This is a genomic window from Moorena sp. SIO4E2 (genome assembly GCF_010671945.1).
Classification (GTDB): Bacteria; Cyanobacteriota; Cyanobacteriia; order Cyanobacteriales; family Coleofasciculaceae; genus Moorena; species Moorena producens.
The window spans coordinates 52,118-72,362 of the sequence record NZ_JAAHIE010000008.1; the positions used below are offsets into that span (position 1 = coordinate 52,118).

Annotated in this window: 18 protein-coding genes and 1 tRNA gene; 11 read left to right on the forward strand and 8 right to left on the reverse strand. The window is 44.5% G+C overall.

Annotation, left to right across the window (positions count from 1 at the left end; all coding sequences use genetic code 11):
* Positions 1–444: 444 nt before the first annotated feature.
* Positions 445–2,163 carry a lysine--tRNA ligase gene (gene lysS, locus F6K37_RS02005; protein ID WP_008183060.1) on the reverse strand — a complete coding sequence of 573 codons (1,719 nt, stop codon included), beginning with the start codon at positions 2,161–2,163 and terminating at the stop codon, positions 445–447.
* Between the two features lie 511 nt (positions 2,164–2,674).
* On the opposite strand from lysS, the gene F6K37_RS02010 reads away from it, so the two are divergent.
* From F6K37_RS02010 to atpC, 6 genes are all read left to right on the forward strand, one after another.
* On the forward strand, positions 2,675–3,997 hold the full coding sequence (locus F6K37_RS02010; protein ID WP_287247828.1) for a four-carbon acid sugar kinase family protein: 1,323 nt from the start codon (positions 2,675–2,677) through the stop codon (positions 3,995–3,997).
* A gap of 189 nt (positions 3,998–4,186) precedes the next feature.
* Positions 4,187–4,981, forward strand: a complete 795-nt coding sequence (gene minC / locus F6K37_RS02015) for a septum site-determining protein MinC (protein ID WP_044492862.1) — start codon at positions 4,187–4,189, stop codon at positions 4,979–4,981.
* Complete coding sequence (gene minD, locus F6K37_RS02020; RefSeq protein WP_008183054.1) at positions 4,978–5,772, forward strand: septum site-determining protein MinD; 795 nt, start codon at positions 4,978–4,980, stop codon at positions 5,770–5,772. The genes minC and minD overlap by 4 nt, the downstream gene beginning before the upstream one ends.
* 91 nt (positions 5,773–5,863) lie before the next feature.
* A complete protein-coding gene (gene minE, locus F6K37_RS02025; protein ID WP_008183051.1) occupies positions 5,864–6,181 on the forward strand; it encodes a cell division topological specificity factor MinE in 318 nt (105 codons plus the stop codon).
* 319 nt (positions 6,182–6,500) lie between these two features.
* A complete protein-coding gene (atpD, locus tag F6K37_RS02030; protein ID WP_008183049.1) occupies positions 6,501–7,949 on the forward strand; it encodes a F0F1 ATP synthase subunit beta in 1,449 nt (482 codons plus the stop codon).
* 130 nt (positions 7,950–8,079) lie between these two features.
* The gene (gene atpC / locus F6K37_RS02035; RefSeq protein WP_008183048.1) at positions 8,080–8,490 is read left to right on the forward strand and encodes an ATP synthase F1 subunit epsilon; all 411 of its coding nucleotides are present in this window, start codon (positions 8,080–8,082) and stop codon (positions 8,488–8,490) included.
* 280 nt (positions 8,491–8,770) lie between these two features.
* Here the strand turns inward: atpC and F6K37_RS02040 are convergent, their stop codons facing one another.
* On the reverse strand, positions 8,771–9,070 hold the full coding sequence (locus F6K37_RS02040) for a 30S ribosomal protein PSRP-3 (RefSeq protein WP_008183046.1): 300 nt from the start codon (positions 9,068–9,070) through the stop codon (positions 8,771–8,773).
* Between the two features lie 174 nt (positions 9,071–9,244).
* Here F6K37_RS02040 and F6K37_RS02045 point away from each other — a divergent pair, with 174 nt between their 5' ends.
* Positions 9,245–10,087, forward strand: coding sequence for a TIGR01548 family HAD-type hydrolase (locus F6K37_RS02045; protein ID WP_008183045.1), 843 nt, complete (start codon positions 9,245–9,247; stop codon positions 10,085–10,087).
* A gap of 184 nt (positions 10,088–10,271) precedes the next feature.
* On the opposite strand, the gene F6K37_RS02050 is transcribed toward F6K37_RS02045, so the two are convergent.
* The 3 genes from F6K37_RS02050 to F6K37_RS02060 form a co-directional block, all read right to left on the reverse strand.
* A complete protein-coding gene (locus tag F6K37_RS02050; RefSeq protein ID WP_008183042.1) occupies positions 10,272–11,099 on the reverse strand; it encodes a carbohydrate ABC transporter permease in 828 nt (275 codons plus the stop codon).
* Between the two features lie 14 nt (positions 11,100–11,113).
* Positions 11,114–11,953, reverse strand: a complete 840-nt coding sequence (locus F6K37_RS02055; protein ID WP_438941759.1) for a carbohydrate ABC transporter permease — start codon at positions 11,951–11,953, stop codon at positions 11,114–11,116.
* A gap of 120 nt (positions 11,954–12,073) precedes the next feature.
* Entirely contained in the window at positions 12,074–13,330 is a 1,257-nt protein-coding gene (locus tag F6K37_RS02060) for an ABC transporter substrate-binding protein (RefSeq protein WP_008183038.1), read from the reverse strand.
* A 1,580-nt stretch (positions 13,331–14,910) separates the two neighbouring features.
* Between F6K37_RS02060 and F6K37_RS02065 the strand changes: the two genes are divergently transcribed.
* A complete protein-coding gene (locus F6K37_RS02065) occupies positions 14,911–16,365 on the forward strand; it encodes an MFS transporter (protein WP_044492840.1) in 1,455 nt (484 codons plus the stop codon).
* A 138-nt stretch (positions 16,366–16,503) separates the two neighbouring features.
* On the opposite strand, the gene F6K37_RS02070 is transcribed toward F6K37_RS02065, so the two are convergent.
* Both F6K37_RS02070 and ruvB read right to left on the reverse strand, forming a co-directional pair.
* Complete coding sequence (locus F6K37_RS02070) at positions 16,504–17,325, reverse strand: tetratricopeptide repeat protein (protein ID WP_008183034.1); 822 nt, start codon at positions 17,323–17,325, stop codon at positions 16,504–16,506.
* 77 nt (positions 17,326–17,402) lie between these two features.
* Entirely contained in the window at positions 17,403–18,494 is a 1,092-nt protein-coding gene (gene ruvB, locus F6K37_RS02075) for a Holliday junction branch migration DNA helicase RuvB (protein ID WP_287247836.1), read from the reverse strand.
* 41 nt (positions 18,495–18,535) lie between these two features.
* Between ruvB and hisF the strand changes: the two genes are divergently transcribed.
* The 3 genes from hisF (at position 18,536) to F6K37_RS02090 (ending at position 19,795) form a co-directional block, all read left to right on the forward strand.
* Entirely contained in the window at positions 18,536–19,306 is a 771-nt protein-coding gene (gene hisF / locus F6K37_RS02080) for an imidazole glycerol phosphate synthase subunit HisF (RefSeq protein ID WP_008183030.1), read from the forward strand.
* A 126-nt stretch (positions 19,307–19,432) separates the two neighbouring features.
* Positions 19,433–19,645 carry a hypothetical protein gene (locus tag F6K37_RS02085; RefSeq protein WP_008183028.1) on the forward strand — a complete coding sequence of 71 codons (213 nt, stop codon included), beginning with the start codon at positions 19,433–19,435 and terminating at the stop codon, positions 19,643–19,645.
* A gap of 77 nt (positions 19,646–19,722) precedes the next feature.
* Positions 19,723–19,795 (forward strand) — tRNA-Ala (locus F6K37_RS02090).
* Between the two features lie 140 nt (positions 19,796–19,935).
* Here F6K37_RS02090 and F6K37_RS02095 read toward each other — a convergent pair.
* Positions 19,936–20,130, reverse strand: a complete 195-nt coding sequence (locus tag F6K37_RS02095) for a hypothetical protein (protein WP_008183027.1) — start codon at positions 20,128–20,130, stop codon at positions 19,936–19,938.
* Between the last annotated feature and the right edge of the window lie 115 nt (positions 20,131–20,245).

Consider the following 20,245-nt stretch of genomic DNA (forward strand, 5'->3'; position numbering starts at 1 on the left):
CTGGTCTAACCAAGCGCGATGTTCCGTTCGCCCAGCGTCGGGCTTTGCCCGAAAGCAACCGCTTTGCGATTGACCGTAGGTCACGCTACGCGAACGCACTATCAATCCTGACCTACGCACATTTTTGTAGATTTGTCAATGCTTTACCTTAATCTATGTCCGTGGGGAATATATCGCTATATTTTTGTTTAGGGAAGCTCAAAATTAACCCTCTTTATTTAGAAATTTATTTTTTATAAATATTAATCAGGTAAAAGCGATTAGCTAACCCTATGGAAAGCTAATCGCTCATTAAGAACTAAATTGTCATCTGACTGCTCAACTTATAATCCAACACCACATGACTAGCTGTTCACTTAGCGTGCGCGTAGCGCATTAGCTGATAGCACCTCAAGTAGCGTGCGCGTAGCGCATTAGCTGATAGCTGACGGCTGGATCCTTACACTAAATTTCTCGGTCAAAGCCATATTTTTCGCGGATATGGGTATTAAAATACTGACCGATAGAAGGATTATCTTTCAAACCCTTGTAGATCTCCTCTGGTACATCCCGATACTTGTAGATACTACCATTATTGAATTGAACCCGAAGAATTTTTTTTTCTACATCGTAGTCGAAGGATTTAATCACAGCGCTGGTACTTTTCAGCAATGGGAAAGCAATCACATCCCGAATACTAGCTGAATCAGTGAGTAGCATCACTAAACGGTCAATACCAATACCTAAACCACCAGTGGGAGGCATACCGTACTCCAGAGCAGCGAGAAAGTCTTCATCAACATCTTGAGCTTCCAAATCTCCTGCTGCTTTCCTGGCTGCTTGAGCTTCTAGTCGTTGCCGTTGATCTATAGGATCAGTTAACTCAGAATAACTGTTTGCTGTTTCTCTTCCCACTATAAACAATTCAAACCGTTCTACTAAACCAGATTTTGAGCGATGGGGCTTAGTGAGGGGAGAGATTTCCACAGGATAATCCAGAACGAAAGTCGGTTGGATTAACGTTTCTTCTACCTTCTGCTCAAAAGCTTCATTGAGCAATTTACCAATAGAATAGCAATCATTGGGAACCTCCACACCAGCATCTTTTGCTGCTGCTTTTGCCTGCTCAATGTTGGTAAACTTATCAAAATCTAAACCAATTTGGTCTTTGACTAACTCTTGCATCGTTACTTTACGCCAAGGGGGAGTTAGATCAATTACTTCACCTTGGTAGTTAATGGTTAGTGTACCTAACACTTCCTTAGCAGCATTACTAATCAGATTTTCCGTCAACACCATCATCTGATTATAATCGGCGTAAGCCTGATAGATTTCAATCATGGTGAATTCCGGATTGTGACGAGTCGAAATTCCTTCATTGCGGAAAACACGCCCCAACTCATACACCTTTTCAAAACCACCAACAATTAGTCGCTTCAGATGTAACTCGGTAGCAATACGCAGATACAAGTCCATTTGTAAGGTATTGTGGTAGGTGATAAAAGGACGCGCATCTGCACCACCAGCCTCACTCTGAAGTACCGGAGTTTCAATTTCAATAAAATCCTGTTGGTTTAAATAGTGCCGAATAGAAGCAGTTATTTTGGCACGACGACGAAAGGTTTCCCGGACATCAGGATTAACAATTAGGTCAACATAACGTTGACGATAGCGCTTTTCTGTATCCGTCAAACCATGCCATTTATCTGGTAAAGGCAACAAAGATTTAGTCAGGATATCATACTCCTTGACATAGATCGATAGTTCCCCTTTCTCCGTGCGCTTGATGGTTCCTTTTGCCCCAATAATATCTCCAGTATCAGTGAGTTTTTTGAGAATATTGAAAGCATTGGGAAGGTCTGCCATTTTAGCAGTGATTCTCTTTTTATCCAGGTAAAGCTGAATTGTACCAGTCTCATCCTGAATGTTGAAGAAAGCTAATTTACCAAAGACACGACGAGCTATAATCCGACCAGCAACAGCCACTTCCACATCTACTTCTTCGCCATTGCCTAGGTCAGCATAGTTTTGCTGCAATTCGGCAGCCTGAGCTGTAGATTCCCAATTATAGGCATAGGGAATTAATCCTTCTGCTTTCAGTTGTTCAACTTTTTCAAGCCGTGTGGTGCGAATTTCTTCTAGAGTTGAAGTGCTTTGTGCTTCTGGACGGGATTGGTCTGACATAATTTATAGCGACAATCTAGTGGACACATAGTGGATCAACTGTGAGTTAGTGCTGCCTGGTGATCCCTTAGTATATAGCAATTATAAGTTAAACGTTAACATCCTGGTTAAAATAGGTAACGGGTAACATAAGGGAAGTATAACTTCTTATTAATAATCAGTTAGCACTGCTCTATAACTATAATTATAGCTGATTTTTAAAAGCTTATCAACTATAAATAACTTGATAGATATTTTTAATAATTGCTAATTCGTGGTAAGGGATTTTCAGTAATTTATTGCAAATATTATTACAGTACTCTTACGTAGTAAATGCTCGAAATTTACCTTTATTTTTTTGTTTAATTTGTGATGTAATTGTGCTAGATAATCTGCTATATTTTTATCTATAATTTTAGCTTTATGTCCTAATCATTATAACCATTACTATCACAATCAGCAATTACCCATTCCCGATTACCCATTCCCGATTACCATGGTAAATAACTGACTTTAATGACAGGCTTGGGAAATGAGCAAAAAACCAAAAATTATTGTACTTGATGATGACCCTACTGGCTCCCAGACAGTTCACAGCTGCTTGTTGCTGATGCACTGGGATGTGGATACATTGCGGCTGGGACTAAGGGATAACTCCCCAATCTTTTTTATTCTTACTAATACCAGAGCTCTTAACCCAGAGCAAGCAGCAACTGTGACTCGGGAAGTTTGCCATAACCTCAAAATGGCCATAGACGCTGAAGGAATTAAAGATTTTATGGTAGTCAGTCGCTCTGACTCCACCTTGCGGGGGCATTATCCTGTCGAAATTGATGTAATCGCCCAAGAAGTCGGACCATTTGATGCCCATTTCTTAGTCCCCGCATTCTTTGAGGGCGGACGAGTCACTCTCGATAGTGTCCATTACCTAATCATTGATGGTATTAGAACGCCAGTGCATGAAACCGAGTTTGCCCGTGACTCGGTATTTGGATATCGCCATAGTTATTTACCCGATTATGTCCAAGAAAAGACCAAAGGTCAGATCAAGGCTGATGCAGTAGAGCGGTTTTTACTAGCAGATATTCGTAACAGTAGCTTGGAGCGTCTTCTCAAACTTACCAATAACCAGTGTGGCGTTGTGGATGGGGAAACCCAAGGGGATTTAGATCAATTTGCGGCAGATGTCCTAAGGGCTGCTGCCCAAGGGAAACGCTTTCTGTTTCGTTCTGCTGCTAGTATTTTAACCTCCCTTGCTAGTCTTGGCTTCCAACCGGTAGCCCCTATGAATATGGCTCAGTATGTCCGACAGGGGAAACCAGGAGTTGTGATTGTGGGTTCCCACGTTAAAAAGACTACTCAACAGCTGGAGCAGCTATTGGGAGCATCTGGGATTGAGGGGATTGAGGTAAATGTAGCCAATTTACTGGATGAATCCGAACAGCAACGGGCAAAACTTTTGGCAAGTATTCTCGAGCGCGTTCAGGAAATTCACAGTGCTGGTAAGACACCGGTGGTTTATACCTCTCGTCAGGAATTGGTTTTTGAGGATGTGCAGAAACGGCTGGCGTTTGGAGCAGTAGTTTCAGGCTTATTGATGGATATCGTGAGGGGATTGCCTAAAGATATTGGGTTTTTAATCAGTAAAGGGGGTATTACCTCCAATGATGTCTTAAGTACTGGCCTGGCTTTGAGGTCAGCACGACTATTGGGTCAGATCCTTCCTGGATGCTCAATGGTGCTAACCTCTGCTGACCATCCCCAGTTTCCTAATTTACCTGTAGTGCTATTTCCTGGCAATGTGGGAGATGTGAATGGCTTGGTGACCGTTTACCGTCGATTGAGTGCAGAGTAAGAATGTTTGACAGGATATCGGTTGTGGGTGTGGGGTAACAGAGCAATAGTATTCTTAAGTATCTTGCCCTTTTGCTCCCTACCACCATTAGCTACAATTCTCAACAGTTATCCACCAGAACTTGCTGAAGAAGGTATGATCACGGAAGAATCTATCTTCGGTGCGTTAACCAATCTGGCTCCTTGTTGCATGACTTCTGATTCTGCCCAACCATCACCAGTTTCAACGGTTTCCAACGACCGCAACTCGGTAGTTAACTGCCTTGGGCAAGTTCGCTTAAAAAGTGAGGGGAAACGGCTGTTGTTGATCTTGCCACCAGCCACTAAAAACCCTAGTACTGTCAATTGGTCGGACCTATGGGAACAATTCAAGCATCGCCTCAATGCTGGAGAGCGCTTTTGGCAGCCTGAATCCAGTGTCCATCTGATGGCTGGGGATCAATTGCTGGATGGGATGAAGCTACAAGCGATCGCTGATGCCCTTGGGGCAGTCCAGTTAAGGCTAAAGCGAGTTTACACCACGCGCCGACAAACCGCTGTGGCTGCAGCAGCTGCTGGGTACTCAGTAGAACAAGAAACTCCTAAGTACTCTTTGAATCAAAAGATTGATCAACCTACTGAATTACTCGCAGAACCTCTGTACTTACAAATGACAGTACGTTCGGGTATAGAGATTCGTCACCCTGGCACTATTGTTATAATAGGGGACTTGAACCCTGGTGGTGCATTGATTGCAGCTGGGGATATCTTCGTTTGGGGGCATCTACGAGGCATTGCCCACGCCGGTGCGAATGGTAATCGAAAATGTCGGATTATGGCATTAAAAATGGAACCCACCCAGTTGCGGATTGCTGATGCTGTAGCTAGGGCACCGGAGACACCGCCACTTCAGTACTATCCTGAAGTAGCTTACGTGACATCCGTTGGGATTCGTATTGCTAGAGCTGCTGATGTTGCTAAAACCCACTTGTCGTTGAATTCATGAGTCGAATTATTGTTGTCACCTCTGGCAAAGGAGGGGTGGGGAAAACTACCATTACCGCCAATCTAGGTTTAGCCCTAGCTCGTTTGGGTCGTCGAGTTGCTTTAGTGGATGCAGATTTTGGTTTGAGAAACTTAGACCTGCTGTTGGGACTAGAAAATCGGGTAGTCTACACGGCTATTGAAGTCTTAACAGGTCAGTGCCGCTTAGACCAGGCTTTGGTCAAAGACAAACGGCAGGAAGGACTAGTCCTGTTACCTGCAGCCCAAAGTCGTAACAAAGAAGCCGTTAACCCCAACCAAATGAAAAAGTTGTTGGGGGTGTTAGCCAAGAATTACGAGTACATCTTGGTGGACTCTCCAGCAGGAATCGAAAGCGGGTTTAAAAATGCGGTTACGGCAGCTACTGAAGCCCTAATCGTTGCTACACCAGAGATTACCTCAGTGCGGGATGCTGACCGAGTTATTGGCTTACTGGAAGCGGAAGGAATCAAGCAGACCCGCCTAATTGTCAACCGCCTGAAAGCGACAATGGTAAAAGCGGATCAGATGATGTCAGTTCAAGATGTCCAAGAAATTCTTGCTATTCCCCTAATTGGTGTTATCCCCGAAGACGAACGGGTGATTGTCTCCAGTAATCAGGGTGAACCCTTGATCTTATCAGAAAAGAAAACTCTGCCTGGAATTGCCATTGAAAACATTGCTGCACGCTTAGAAGGTGCAAATATTTCCTTCCTCGACCTGATGGCAGAACACGACAACCTAATCAGCCGCTTACGCCGCCTGTTCCAATAAGGTTTTACATTGTGAATTGCCAACAACTAGTCTTGCCAAAGAGCCTCTTCCTTCTCCCCCTGTGTGATTATTCACTACTCCAAAAAGCCCCATGATTATCGAAATTCTAGAACAACTTTTTTCCTGGAGGAGTGTTCAAAGCAGCCGTGAGGAGGCTAAGCGCCGCCTCCAACTGGTAATTGCCCACGATCGCTCTGACCTGAGTCCTAAAATGGTGGAGTCGATGCGGCAAGACATCCTGGAGGTGGTCTCTCGCTACGTTGAGATTGATTCGGAAGGGTCAGAGTTTTCCTTAGAAAGCAACCAACGGACAACAGCACTAATTGCTAATCTACCCATCCGACGAGTTAAGGAAAAGCTACGAGAGGAAGAATACCAACGCTTCACTCAAGACGAAGAAGAAGAGTAAGTGTCTAGTAGCTGAAGGGGTGACAAGCTACGTGAAACGTAGGTCAGTTGACGGGGCGAACGGGTGTGGGGTGTATAGCTAAATTGAGCCTATTACTTGGCTGAACAATTATCGGATCACCTTTGAAGGTGATTATGAACCAAGGGATGCTTGCCTGGTCACCCCTAAGGGATGGGACCTATAGTCCTGTTTATATTTAATTTGGGATCAAGTTCTGATACGGTTGAACCCTAACAATGGTAATCTTGAGAGTGGCATTACTAAATGTTAAGACTGTTTTCCAAAATCTGTAACAATAGCTTGACTAAATAAGCGCAATATGGTAGGCACCGCAGAACAAACAAACACGGGCGCTATTGCCCAAATTATCGGTCCGGTTGTTGACGTAGAGTTTCCCAGCGGCAAAATGCCGCAGATTTACAATGCCTTGAGAATTGAAGGCAAAAATGAAGCTGGACAAGATGTTGCTGTGACCTGCGAAGTGCAGCAGCTTCTCGGGGATAACCAAGTGCGCTCTGTTGCCATGAGTGGTACAGACGGTCTGGTGCGGGGTATGGAAGTTATTGATACTGGTGCCCCCATTAGTGTACCCGTCGGCAAGGCTACCTTAGGACGGATTTTCAATGTCTTGGGTGAACCAGTAGATAACAGAGGACCGGCAGAATCTGAGGAGCGCTTCCCAATTCACCGCCCTGCTCCCAAGTTAACTGAGCTGGAAACCAAGCCCTCAGTATTCGAGACCGGTATTAAAGTAATCGACCTGCTGACTCCCTATCGACGTGGTGGTAAGATTGGTCTTTTTGGCGGCGCTGGAGTCGGCAAAACTGTGATCATGATGGAGTTGATCAACAACATCGCCACGAAACACGGTGGAGTATCAGTATTTGGCGGTGTGGGAGAGCGTACCCGTGAAGGGAACGACCTCTACAACGAAATGATGGAATCCAAGGTGATCAACCCGGATGATCTAAACGAGTCGAAAATTGCCCTAGTTTATGGTCAGATGAATGAACCCCCCGGTGCGAGGATGCGGGTGGGTCTGTCAGCGTTGACCATGGCTGAGTACTTCCGGGATGTGAACAAGCAGGACGTGTTGCTGTTTATCGATAACATCTTCCGATTTGTACAAGCCGGTTCGGAAGTGTCTGCTCTTTTGGGAAGAATGCCTTCTGCGGTAGGATATCAACCTACTTTGGGAACAGATGTAGGTGCTCTACAAGAACGGATTACTTCCACTAACGAGGGTTCAATTACCTCCATTCAGGCAGTCTATGTGCCAGCTGACGACTTGACCGACCCAGCCCCAGCCACTACATTTGCTCACCTAGATGGTACAACGGTGTTGTCCCGTGGCCTAGCATCTAAGGGAATTTACCCGGCTGTTGACCCCCTCGATTCTAATTCCACCATGCTGCAACCGAGCATTGTCGGGGAAGACCACTACGGAACAGCTCGTGCTGTGCAGGCAACTCTACAGCGTTACAAGGAACTCCAAGACATTATCGCGATTTTGGGCTTGGATGAATTGTCCGAGGATGACAGACTAACAGTGGCTCGCGCCCGCAAGATTGAGCGCTTCTTGTCTCAGCCGTTTTTTGTAGCGGAGGTCTTCACTGGTTCTCCTGGTCAGTATGTTAGCTTGGACGATACTATCAAAGGCTTCCAAATGATTCTGAAGGGGGAATTGGATGACCTTCCTGAGCAAGCCTTCTACATGGTGGGCAGTATTGATCAAGCGATGGCTAAAGCTGAAAAACTAAAGAGTTAAGTCAGGTTTGATGCTAATAAGGTTATCAAGGTTGAAGGTTAACCTAGTTAACCTGTAACCTTCAACCTGTAACCTTCAACTTTCAAGCTGCTAAACTGCCAACGTCCAACAAACACAATTCATTCTGCTGATGGCTTTAACTGTTCGTATTATTGCTCCCGACAAAACCGTCTGGGATGACCAAGCACAAGAAATAATTTTACCCAGCACTACCGGTCAGCTAGGTATATTGAGTGATCATGCTCCTCTGTTATCAGCGCTGGATACTGGTGTGATGCGAATTCGTTCAGAAAAAGAGTGGATACCAATTGCTCTTATGGGTGGATTTGTGGAAGTTGAAGATAATGAAGTGACGATTCTTGTCAATGGTGCTGAGTCCGCAGATGAAATTGACAAGGATGCTGCAGGTGTTGACTTCAACGAAGCAAAAGCTCGTCTAGAAGAACTTCAAAGCGACGAGAATACCCAAGAAAAAATCCAAGCAACTCAAGCCTATAAGAAAGCCCGTGCTCGCTTTCAAGCTGCTGGTGGCATGGTTTAGTCACGCAACGGTAAATTCCAACCCCATAAACGAAGTAAGGAGGGGATGTAAACCCTATAAGCTCAGCGCTCTCCACACCCCCCGAAACAGGGGGGTAGGGGAACGTCTGGAGTTGGTTACCGTCAGTCTTTTACTTGGATTAAGGTAATTTGATTAAGGGCGTTGGATTAAGGGCGTTGTTGAACTAAGGAATCATCTCAAGTATGGTCGGATGATTGGTCAGTTACCAATTCCCAATTCCCAATTACCCTCAATCATTAGATTAATCAGCAAGGCTGGATTAAGCACTACCAGTAAAAGCGACTTCCGGGAACTTAGCCTGAGCCTCAGACATAGGTCTACGCCTACCTTCCTCTTGCCAGTAGTTAATCACTTCAGTGGCTTTGTTGAGGATTTCAATGCGATCAGCTTCAGTAATCCAGTGTTTGGCTTCCATCTCATCCTTGAGCTGTTCCCAGGCATCGTTCCGGGGCCAGAAAAAGTAACAAGTTAATGGGCTGGTGCCTTTGCCGACAATTTGATCAACTGCCAGGGCTACATTCTCATCTAGCCAGAGAACTTTTAATAGAAATTTTGACAATCAGGCCTCCCTCAGATATCCCACGTTATCTATAACTATAATCTATTGTACAATTGATGATTCTAGCGCAATAAGACTGTTCCTGATCAAGATTCAGGGATAGGTTTTTGGTTAAATTGTTGGTACTATTGGTGTTTATCGGCAATATTGGCTCAACTAGCCCAAGCGTGCATGATGCCTAGTTCAGAAACATTCATTCCTAACTTGAATGCCATAGTGGTGTTCGACATTGACGGCGTGGTGCGTGACGTTAGTGGTTCTTACCGTAGAGCGATCGCAGATACAGTAGACCATTACACTGGTGGTGCCTATCGACCCACTATGGTAGAGATTGACCAACTTAAATCAGAAGGGCTATGGAATAACGACTGGGATGCATCGCAAGAATTAGTTTATCGATACTTTGAGGCTCAAGGGAAAACGCGTTCGCGTAGCGGCTCTTCCAGAGCATCGCATTTTTCTCTCGACTATGAAGCCCTTGTTGATTTTTTCAATTCTCGCTACCGAGGAAAAGATCCCAACCATTGGACTGGATACATTTGCGACGAACCGTTATTGTTACAACCGAGTTATTTAGAGAGTTTGACAACAGCAGGGATTCCTTGGGGGTTTTTCAGTGGGGCAACACGACAGGAAGCGAACTATGCCCTAGAAGGACGACTCGGTCTCGAACGGCCTGTTTTAATTGCGATGGAGGATGCTCCTGGTAAGCCTGACCCGACAGGACTGTTTGCCGTAGTTCTACAGCTAGAACAGGAGCATCAAGTTAAGGTGAAATTGCCAGTTATCTACGTTGGTGACACAGTTGCTGACATGTACACTGTTGAAAAAGCCAGAGACTCTCATCCAGAACGAGTTTGGGTTGGGGTAGGGATTTTACCCCCTCATGTGCAGCAGATACCAGAACAGCGGGAGGCTTATGGAGATAGGCTAAAAGCTGCTGGTGCAACAGTGGTTTTTGATAATGTTGAGCAGCTGACTCCTGAACAGATTGAGAAAATCGTACATCAGGGTTAGTGGACAGTTAATACTTGAAGCTTTAGATTCCTTGAGGTTAAAGCTCAATAGTCAATAGTTAAACAATTCACAGGTTCACGAAAACAAAAAGGACAAGGTCAAGAGCTTCCCTGTCTTGACCTTGTCCTTTTTGTATTTATTTCTGTGTGTGTAGTGGGACTTGACCCTTTACCGTTTCAACAGCTCATCCTTTAGAGCCAGTAAATGTTACCCCAGAGATAAAGTAACGATTGAAGAAGGCGTAAATCCCCAAAGCCGGTATAGTAAAGACCATTGAGGCTGCCATGATGTAGTTCCAATAACTAATGTATTGCCCCTTAAAGGTATTTAAACCTAAGGGAAGGGTAAACATTCCTGGATCTGAGGTAATCATTAGGGGCATTAAGAAATTATTCCAAGACCCCATAAAAATAAAGATAGCTTGTGCTGCCAAAGCTGGCTTGGCTAAAGGCAGGACAACCTGCCAAAAGGTTTCCCAGCGACTTAATCCATCCAAGGCAGCAGCTTCTTCAAGTTCCTTAGGAAAATTGATAAAGAACTGCCGCATCATAAAAATAAAGGTGGCATTCACTGCACTCGGTACAATCAATCCTTGGTAGGTATTGAGCCATCCCAAAGACTTTAAGATTAAATAACCAGGAATTAGGGTGACTTGTCCAGGAATCATCAAAACTGCCAAGATTATTCCCAACAATAATGAATTACCTGGAAACTTAACTCTGGCTAAGGCATAACCTGCCATTGAGTTAAATATAATATTCAACCCTGTTACACAAACACCAACCAAGACACTGTTTAAAAACCAGCGCCCAAACAAAGGGGATTCAATGAAAATATTGCGGTAGTTATCGACGGTAAAATCATGGGGTATAAAATTCAAACCGCCAGCGATAATTTCCTCAAGGGGTTTAAATGAGGCTGATAAAGCCCAAGCAAAAGGTAAAAAAGTAATAATGGCATAGAGGATAAGAATGCTATAAAATATCCCTCTGAACCAACGAAAATTATTCACTCTTATTTGATCTCCTAATTCACTTTTTCTTCTCTAAAGAAGCCGCGTTGAATCAGTGTTGTTACTAGAATTACACCAGCTAACATTAATGCCAGTGCAGCGGCATAACCCATATCCAGACTTCTAAACGCATACTGGTAGATCAGAAGCACAACCGTCAGGGTTGAGTTGTTTGGACCACCGGTGCCACCCGAGAAGATGTAAGACTGGTCGAATAACTGAAATGTACCGATGACACCCATAACCATAACGAAAAATGTAACTGGCTTGAGTAAAGGCACAGTAATATTTATGAATTGATCGAACTCATTGGCACCATCAAGTTTTGCCGCCTCATAAACGGACCTAGGTATATCTTGCAGCGCTGCCAGGTAAATCACCATGAAAAACGGTGCTGTAGACCAAATATTCATAATCATAATGGATTTGAGCGCCACACTTGGGTCTCCTAGCCAGTTATAGGTCGGTAAACCGAAGAAGTCTAGTAATCCATTAAGTAGACCATTAGAATTATAAATCCAGATAAATATCAGGGTTAAAACCGCTGAGGAAGTGACAGTCGGTAGAAAGAAAATAATCCTGAACCATTTTTTTCCTTTAATTTCTTTATTGAGGACTAGAGCTAAAACCAGAGCCAGGATTGTTTGACAAGGAACAACAATAATGACATACTCAATTGTATTTTTGAGCGCAATCCAAACTCGCTCATCCTCAAAGGTACGAAGGAAATTTTTTAACTCAACAAATCGGTAACTCAGCCCTCCTAAAATCTCAACTTTATGGAAGGAAAGGAAGATTGCATAGATAATTGGTGCAATCAAAAAGGTTCCTAAAACTAGAATAGTAGGAGCCATGAAGAGGTAGCCAGATATAGCTTCCCTAACTTTGGCTTTCTGCCAAAATCCCTTCAATTTGACATCCCTCGATTTGACGTTTTGGTCAACTCCAAGTTTAGCTTTAGCTAGTGACATTTTTTAGTAGTTACTCGCTTGAATTTCTTTGTTAGCAGTTTGTTGTGCTTTTTTCATGGCTGACTTCAAGGATTGCTCACCCAGTAAAGCACTAAGAAACTGATTGTCGAAATGGGTCATAAATATTGGCAATTTTTCATCCCCTTGCCAAATCGTGGCGTACTCAGCACCCTTGATAAAGGGGGTGTACAGAGGATTCTGTTCATAGCCAAGTTCTGATATGACCGATTTCCGAGCCGGGATTGCCAGTCCTCCCTTCGCCCAAGCTTTCATCCCTTCCTTGCCAGTCAAATAGGAAATCAGTTCCCAGGCAGCCTCTTTATTTTTAGCTTGCTTGTTCATGACATAAGCAACGGTATAAACCATGCTTCCTTTGTGGTTACCGATACTGGGAACTTCCGCAGTGGCAAACTCAATCTTGGGAAATGTCTGTTGTAGGTAAGGAATCGCATAGCTACCTTCAATAACCATTGCTGCCTTCCCTTGGCCAAACATTTCGCTCCCAGAACTAGCTCCAACGTCTGAGGCTAGGGCAGCAGAGTGGTTTTGTCGATACATATCCATCAAAGGCGTTAGACCTGATAGGCTTTGGCGAGTCGCGAAGACAGCCTTGCCCTTCTGGTCAACTAACTCACCACCAAAGGCTTTGATCATGAAGTAGTGACGAGAGAGTTCTGGGGTGATGCCCAACCCATATAGGTCAACCCTGCCATTGTGAGTTCTATCCCTGGTCAATTTATTGGCATAGTCCTCTAACTCTTCCCAGGTTTGGGGAGGGTCGGTTATACTGAGTTGAGCGAAATATTTTTTATTGTAGAAAAGGGCAAGGGTTGTAAAATCCTTAGGCAATCCGTAGGTTTTGCCTAAGGATTGGAAGGCTTCCGAGAGATGGGGAGCAAAGTCATCTAAATCTAGGTCCTCGGTGATGTAATCATCAAGAGGCTCCAAGACTCCATGAGTCATGAGTAAGGGAGCATCTAGGGCGTCTACATAGAAGACATCAGGAGCAGCATCACCAATCAACCGAGTCTTAATGACATCCATATATTGGTCAGTGATGACTTCAAACTTGACTTTTATGCCAGGATGTGATGCTTCAAACTCCCTCAGTACCTGCTCAAGGAGCTGTTTTTCCTCCGGGCTGCTCTGCCAGCCGCTGAGGGTCACAGTGGAAATGTCACTGGCGATACTGCGGCTACAGCCAGTTAGGAACAGAATTAGAGATACTAAAATTAGACATCTCGAAAGGATTTGCTTCATGATGATAAGTAAGGACGGCAAGCACACCTCCCCTGGAAAACTTGTTTCCCGTCTGAGGAGGTGGCTATGCACCTAGAAATAATTAGTCAATACAGATGATATGGTTCTTGAGATAACTCGACATCCAAGATGGCTTTCTACAGCTTATTTCTTAAGGTATCCAAGATGGCTTTCTACAGCTTATTTCTTAAGGTGTCCGATCCTTTTTAGCTACCAAAATCTACCAAGGTAGACTTTAGCCCGCCAAGGCAAGATGCTTTCGCATCCAGGGGGTATCTCCGCGCTTCTCTGACGGAATATCCCGCGAGCGCCATAAAAATGTCAAAAAAGTTCGTTCCACCGGGATTTAAGCGCAACTATTTTTACCTTGGTTTTCGGCTTTAATTTAAGTTACATAATAATCCCTGTCGGTGTTCCCCTAATTTAAGTCTAACAAATAATCAGAGTTTTTGGTAGACTCTGGGACATTTTATCTAGCTGTTTACTCACCTTATTTCTTAAGGTGTAAAGCTGTTAGTAGCCATATTTATTCGGGTAAAGCTAGCTGTTAGTAGCCAACTTTAATTATTGCTTATCTTTATTATACCACCACTTATCTTTAGCTTTAATTATGATTAACCATGCTCCCCATCGTGGCTACGCTCTTAACTGACTCAACTACGTAAGCCGGAGATCAAGACTATGAAGGCGATCCCGCCTTTTTTTTTCGGTAGCCAGGTAGTGGGAGCTCTTGCGCAGGATCGGTCAGATGAAAGATTTCAGTGAATATACTTAAGTGTATTTTTGTTGCAATATTTTACTTTTTTTGAGATAGTATTTTTAAGGTACCCTGTTGCCCCACGGATAAAAAAGGCAACAGCTGTACTTAGGTCAGTATTGATATGTAGATATTGATATGTAGATATTGATATGTAGATATCGACTCTGACTACATCGGGATTCCTAAACAAGGGAATAGGGCATTGGCGTGATTTTTCCTCATGATCCATGTCTAGCCCCCTTGCTCCCCCGTTAATTGAATAGCGTAGCCTCCGCTGCTATACCCCGTCATGACCATAGCTCTCCCCGTAGGGCATAGCCCTTAGGAAGTAACCCTTAGGGATTATAGAAAAGTACTACTTTTCGTATTTCTAAGGGGTTGGGTGAAGGCTAGAGAATAAGTGTTATTGAAAAGTAGCCCTTCTCGAAAAGTAAGGGTTACCGGAGTGTATAGCAGATGTCGCAGGAGCTAGACCTTACCGGACTCTACCAGGAGTACGGAAGCCTATGGTAGGTCTTCTGCGAGAGTAAGCAAGTCTTACTTCCCTAGTGATGTAAATGGCATAGACTCCTCTTGTAAAACCCCTTTTAGCCGAAGGAGGTTTTACAAGAGGGTATAGGGGGGATTTAAGAGCAAGCCAAGAGGGTTACGCTATGGGCACGCTACGCCCATCAAGAAGGGGGATGCTATAGGGAGGATATGGCATAGGAGTTTCGACCTGCCTGCCGATCCAGTACAGGTGCTACCTGAACCAATACGATTTACTCGTCTCCATCAAATTCGCCATTTAAGTCCTCTCTATCTAGCTACCTGAACCGCTATGCTCAGACTCATATCCGATGTCGCCCCAGAAGCTCCGTCTTTGCCGCGATTGCCAAAGTTGCTCAAGCCCCTAAACAAGGAAGCACGACCGCCGCTTAGCCCTACTGAAAAAATTCCCAAGGGAGAGATTCGCTCTAGCCTGAGGGCTGCCACCCTTGACGGCGTGTTTTCCACCTTCTTCTCCTGTATCACAGCTGAGGTTTTCCTCACTAACTTCTTGCTGCAACTGGGTGCTAGCAACTTTGAAATCGGTATTCTTTCAGGGATACCTCTACTGGCGAATTTTCTACAGCCTATTGGTGCTTATTTATCTGACCGATCCTACAGTCGCCACTGGTTTATCATCAAAACCTTCATTCCTTCGCGACTACTATGGTTATTTGTCCTAGTAGGCATTGGGATGTTCTGCACTGGTCTGGCTCCAGCTCATCATCTAGTGTTGTGCACACTGGCGATTAACCTGATCACTCACATTTTTGGAGCTTTGGGTAGTCCCTCTTGGTCTAGCTGGATGGCGGTGTTAGTTCCTGTTCGCCTGCGAGGGCGCTATTTTGGACTGCGCAATAGCTTTACTAATTTAACCAACCTACTTTGTGTTCCCCTACTGGGATACATTGTTTCTAGCTGGGACGGTGGGCAAGTTCAAGGCTATGGCGTAATCTTGATTTTGGCTATCGTAGCTGGAATACTCAGTCTACTCTTTCAGTTCTTCATGGTAGATATCACTCCTCAGATACCCTCAAAGAAGACTGCCAAGACTGATGAGACTACTGATGAGACTACTGATGAAACCTTAGAGTCTGAGGAGCCGACGCCCTCTGATTATGCTGCCCTATTGAAAGACTCAAACTTCCTAATCTTTGTACTCTACTTTGGATTGTGGATGTTTGCCTTCACCCTCAGCAATCCGTTTTTCAATGTTTATCTGCTCGACAATTTGGGCTTAGATGTGGGTTGGGTAACTCTCTATACTAGTCTGATGGCTGGGGCAAGTTTATTGACGCTGATCTACTGGGGTAAGTTGTCTGACCTGATCGGAAATCGTCCAGTACTAGTGATGGTTGGGATTCTCCTATCCGTGATTCCCTTACTTTGGCTTGGGATCGGCAGTCCAACAACTCTCGCTCTTTGGGTTTGGCTACCCCTTTTATTCTTCGGGACAGGTTCAGCTGCAGCAGCCATTGACCTGTGTGCCAATAACATCCAAATCGAGATATCACCAGCTCATAAACCCTCCACCTATTTTGCAGCAGCTGCAGCATCAGCCGGATTAGGGGGTGCTATAGGTAGTATGTTTGGTGGCTTTTTAGCCGAGTTGCCTCACTTCGGTGGTTTGCCAACATTATTTGCCCTATCAGCAGTGGTGCGATTGGCTACCCTTTTACCTTTGGCATTTGTCCGGGAGCCACGGGGTCGGAACCTCAAACAACTGCTGCTTCGCAAGGGTGCTTGATAATCAATAGTTTAGTCAAGAGTTATGAGTTTAGGGTGCGTTAATAACACACCCTAAAATTATCCTTAAGACCTAAAATTATTGCGTAAGTCCTGAAGTAATGACTCTTGAGAAAAGCTAAGGTGGATCAGGTTAATTTCATTTGAGGTTGAAGAAATTTGCTAACGCCTCAACCATCATTGGTGGCCAACGGCGGACATGCTCTACCCAGTCCAAGTCTTGGTAGCGCTTGTCGAGACCAACGGCTGCCACCCAATTACTCTCAGCTTCCCCCCGTTTTCCGTCAGCCCACAACACAGCTGTTAAAGCAGCTCGCAGATCGGCAAATTGGGGGTATTTTCTGATAGTATTGCGCATAATGCCCATGGCTTCTTTGGTTTCACCAATTTGATAGAGAGCCAGAGCATAGTTAGCATAGGCAAAGGCAAAATTGGGCGCTAGCTCGATGGATTTTTGGTAATTTGCGATCGCTTCTGTCCATTGGCCTAGTCCTGCCTTCCCATTCCCCAAGTTGTTGTAAGCCATGGCATCATTGGGATCAAGTTTTAGCAATCGCTCATAGTCAGCAATGGCATCTTGCCATCGCCCTTGTGCTTCATAGGCGGCACCGCGATTTAGATAAGGGTCAGTGGCTTCTGGTGCTAACTCAATGGCGTGAGTAAAGTCTGCGATCGCATCCTCTAATTTATATTGGCTGACTCTAAGGTTACCCCGATTACTCCAACCGACGGGATTATCTGGTAACAGCTCAATTAGCTGAGTCCAGTAATTTTCAGCAGTTGGGAATTTCCCCTGATTCGTAGCAGCAAATGCCTTTTTCCTTAACTGGTTAATTTGTTTTATCTGCGCCTTAGTCAATTCTGGGAATTGGGTTTGCGCCATTGCTGGGGGTGTGATTATCGTAGCAGCCGATAAAACGACAAGCAGTAAAATCAGTAAAATCCTAATCAAGCGTTTCATATATTATTTCAAGTGAGACCGCAATCTTGATATTCCTTACTACTGACCATTAACTACTAATTACTAACTACTAACTACTACTCATAACCCAAATGTTTCCGAGCTGCTGAGGTGGCGACGCGACCCCGAGGTGTGCGGTGCAGGAAACCAATTTGTAACAGATAGGGTTCATAAACTTCTTCAATGGTTTGAGCATCTTCTCCAGTAGAGGCTGCCACTGCTTCTAAACCAACTGGTCCGCCATTAAATTGTTCAATCATTACCTTGAGTACCAGTCGGTCTGTCCAATCTAACCCCATCGGGTCTACATTAAAGATTTCCATGGCTTGAGCTGCTACATCCTGGTTAATTTGCTCAATGCCTTTGACTTGAGCATAGTCTCGCACTCGCCTCAGAAGTCGGTTAGCAATTCGAGGTGTGCCACGAGACCGACGGGCAATTTCTTCAGCACCGTCTTGGGTTACTGCTGCCTTTAGCAGTTGGGCTGTCCTTGTTACAATTAAACTCAATTCATCGATCTCATAGAAGCGTAAGCGTTGGATCATACCAAAGCGATCGCGTAGGGGTGAGGTTAAGGAACCTACTCGTGTGGTTGCCCCCACTAAGGTAAACTGCGGCAGAGGAATACTGCGGGTCTTGGCACTCTGACCCTTACCAATAGTGATATCCAATCGATAGTCTTCCATGGCTGGATATAGCAATTCCTCTGTCATGCGTGACAAACGATGGATTTCGTCTATAAATAAGATATCCCCAGGTTTGAGATTAACCAGAAGCCCCACAATATCTCGTGGACGCTCTAAGGCAGGTGCAGCAGTAATTTTACAATTCACCTCCATCTCAGTTGCCAAAATTAGGGACATGGTTGTCTTCCCTAATCCTGGTGGTCCATACAACAGCAGGTGATCCATGGCCTCATTTCTGGCTTTGGCGGCTTGAATGCCAATTTCCAAAACTCCTTTGAGTTCTTTTTGTCCGATGTAGTCGGCTAAGCGCTGTGGTCTAATACTCTCTTCCTGATGACCAATTTCCTCAGCGGTAGCCGTTGCTAGTAGTAGGTCACCATCGCTTTGCCTCTGACGGGGTAACCCGCGACCTTTTCGTTTCTTGCTAGATTTGGGTTCTCTATCTGGGTTTTGGTACTTTTGTCTAAAAGACGTTATGGCCATGGGTCATACTTCATCCTTCATACTTCATACTTAGTTTACTTATGCTGGCTAAGAGAATCTTACCGTGCCTGGATGTAAAAGCTGGGCGAGTTGTTAAAGGGGTCAACTTTGTTAATCTTAAGGACGCTGGTGATCCAGTGGAATTAGCACAAGTTTACAATGATGCTGGTGCAGATGAGCTGGTGTTTTTGGATATAACTGCTACCCATGAAGACCGAGACATTATTATTGATGTAGTCTACCGTACAGCCGAACAAGTGTTTATTCCCTTGACCGTGGGGGGTGGCATCCAGTCTTTGGAAAATATTAAATTATTATTAAGAGCAGGAGCCGATAAAGTTAGTATAAATTCGGCTGCTGTACGCAATCCAGACTTTATTAATCAAGCCAGCGATCGCTTTGGTAATCAGTGCATTGTAGTTGCTATTGATGCTCGTCGTCGGGAAGATCCCGATAATCCTGGTTGGAATGTTTATGTGCGAGGAGGACGTGAGAACACTGGTATTGATGCGATCGCATGGGCAAAAGAGGTGGCACAACGGGGAGCTGGGGAACTTCTGGTTACTAGTATGGATGCGGATGGAACCCAGGCTGGGTATGACTTAGAGCTAACGCGCACTATGGCTGAACAGGTGGAAATTCCAGTGATTGCCTCCGGTGGTGCTGGCAACTGCGATCATATTTATCAGGCCCTGACTGAGGGCAAAGCCGAAGCCGCGTTACTAGCTTCCCTGTTGCATTACGGGCAACTGAGTGTATCTGAAATTAAAACCTATTTGAACCAACACCAAATTCCGGTGCGATTGCCATAGTAAACTAATGGATTATTCTTCCGAAAGATTTAAGTTTTGTTGTGTAGTATTAAGTAGTTTAATGGTTTGCAGTGATTTTTATAGCTGCTAAACTAAATATGGATCCAATATTAATTTTTGTAAAAAATGCTGGTGATAATTCTAATATTTGATGTCGCCTTGGTGGCTTGGTCACTGCACCTGATGCAGGAAGCCTTTGATACCCAAGAGTTCTCTCTGATGCTGGCTGGTACCTTAGTAGCCATGTCAGCGGCAGCTATGTTAGTGGTTTATTTTCTGATGAACAGCTGCATGGGGTATATTACCCAAATGGCTCAGTCTCCCAGCGTATTCTACTGATCGAGATAATTTCATTCTGAAACTACTTGACTTAGCTGAGCTATCAAGGTATACTAGGTAATGGACTATAAAATTACGGGGTTATAGCTCAGTTGGTAGAGCACCTCAATGGCATTGAGGGGGTCAGCGGTTCGAATCCGCTTAGCTCCATATTGATTAAATATTGATTAAAGGCTGAAGTCTTTTAGCCTGAGGGGTTGCTGTAGGGTAGCTTGGCTATCAGTCTTCAGTAATAAGGTTAGAATTTTTTGACGGTTGACGGTTGACGGTTGACGGTTGGCGGGAAACTCTTAAAACAAGTTTTGGGAGTGCCGAGGGGGGAAAATCCGTGAGACTTGATGGTGAGATGTTGAGATTAAAACCTCTTTATCGAAGACGAATTCGCCGTAATCGGCGAGGTTATCTAGACCAATCAAATTTAGGATGATCTCAGCCACTAGCCAGGTGCTGACTTTCAGAAATACATTGTTCCACTGATGATTCATTGCTCTGAGGTTTAAACATTTGGTAGGTAGAGGTTTTGTCTGGCTTCTGTTTGTTCAGATGTACCTAAATCTCTACTTCAATTCCAGAGCGACGAATCCGCAAAAAAGTCAAAAA

Coding starts and splice junctions, on each gene's coding strand:
- lysS (WP_008183060.1), bottom strand. CDS start 2,163: ATGTCAGACCAATCCCGTCCAGAAGCACAAAGCACTTCAACTCTAGAA.
- F6K37_RS02010 (WP_287247828.1), top strand. CDS start 2,675: ATGAGCAAAAAACCAAAAATTATTGTACTTGATGATGACCCTACTGGC.
- minC (WP_044492862.1), top strand. CDS start 4,187: ATGACTTCTGATTCTGCCCAACCATCACCAGTTTCAACGGTTTCCAAC.
- minD (WP_008183054.1), top strand. CDS start 4,978: ATGAGTCGAATTATTGTTGTCACCTCTGGCAAAGGAGGGGTGGGGAAA.
- minE (WP_008183051.1), top strand. CDS start 5,864: ATGATTATCGAAATTCTAGAACAACTTTTTTCCTGGAGGAGTGTTCAA.
- atpD (WP_008183049.1), top strand. CDS start 6,501: ATGGTAGGCACCGCAGAACAAACAAACACGGGCGCTATTGCCCAAATT.
- atpC (WP_008183048.1), top strand. CDS start 8,080: ATGGCTTTAACTGTTCGTATTATTGCTCCCGACAAAACCGTCTGGGAT.
- F6K37_RS02045 (WP_008183045.1), top strand. CDS start 9,245: ATGCCTAGTTCAGAAACATTCATTCCTAACTTGAATGCCATAGTGGTG.
- F6K37_RS02055 (WP_438941759.1), bottom strand. CDS start 11,953: ATGGCTCCTACTATTCTAGTTTTAGGAACCTTTTTGATTGCACCAATT.
- F6K37_RS02060 (WP_008183038.1), bottom strand. CDS start 13,330: ATGAAGCAAATCCTTTCGAGATGTCTAATTTTAGTATCTCTAATTCTG.
- F6K37_RS02065 (WP_044492840.1), top strand. CDS start 14,911: ATGCTCAGACTCATATCCGATGTCGCCCCAGAAGCTCCGTCTTTGCCG.
- F6K37_RS02070 (WP_008183034.1), bottom strand. CDS start 17,325: ATGAAACGCTTGATTAGGATTTTACTGATTTTACTGCTTGTCGTTTTA.
- ruvB (WP_287247836.1), bottom strand. CDS start 18,494: ATGGCCATAACGTCTTTTAGACAAAAGTACCAAAACCCAGATAGAGAA.
- hisF (WP_008183030.1), top strand. CDS start 18,536: ATGCTGGCTAAGAGAATCTTACCGTGCCTGGATGTAAAAGCTGGGCGA.
- F6K37_RS02085 (WP_008183028.1), top strand. CDS start 19,433: ATGCTGGTGATAATTCTAATATTTGATGTCGCCTTGGTGGCTTGGTCA.
- F6K37_RS02095 (WP_008183027.1), bottom strand. CDS start 20,130: ATGAATCATCAGTGGAACAATGTATTTCTGAAAGTCAGCACCTGGCTA.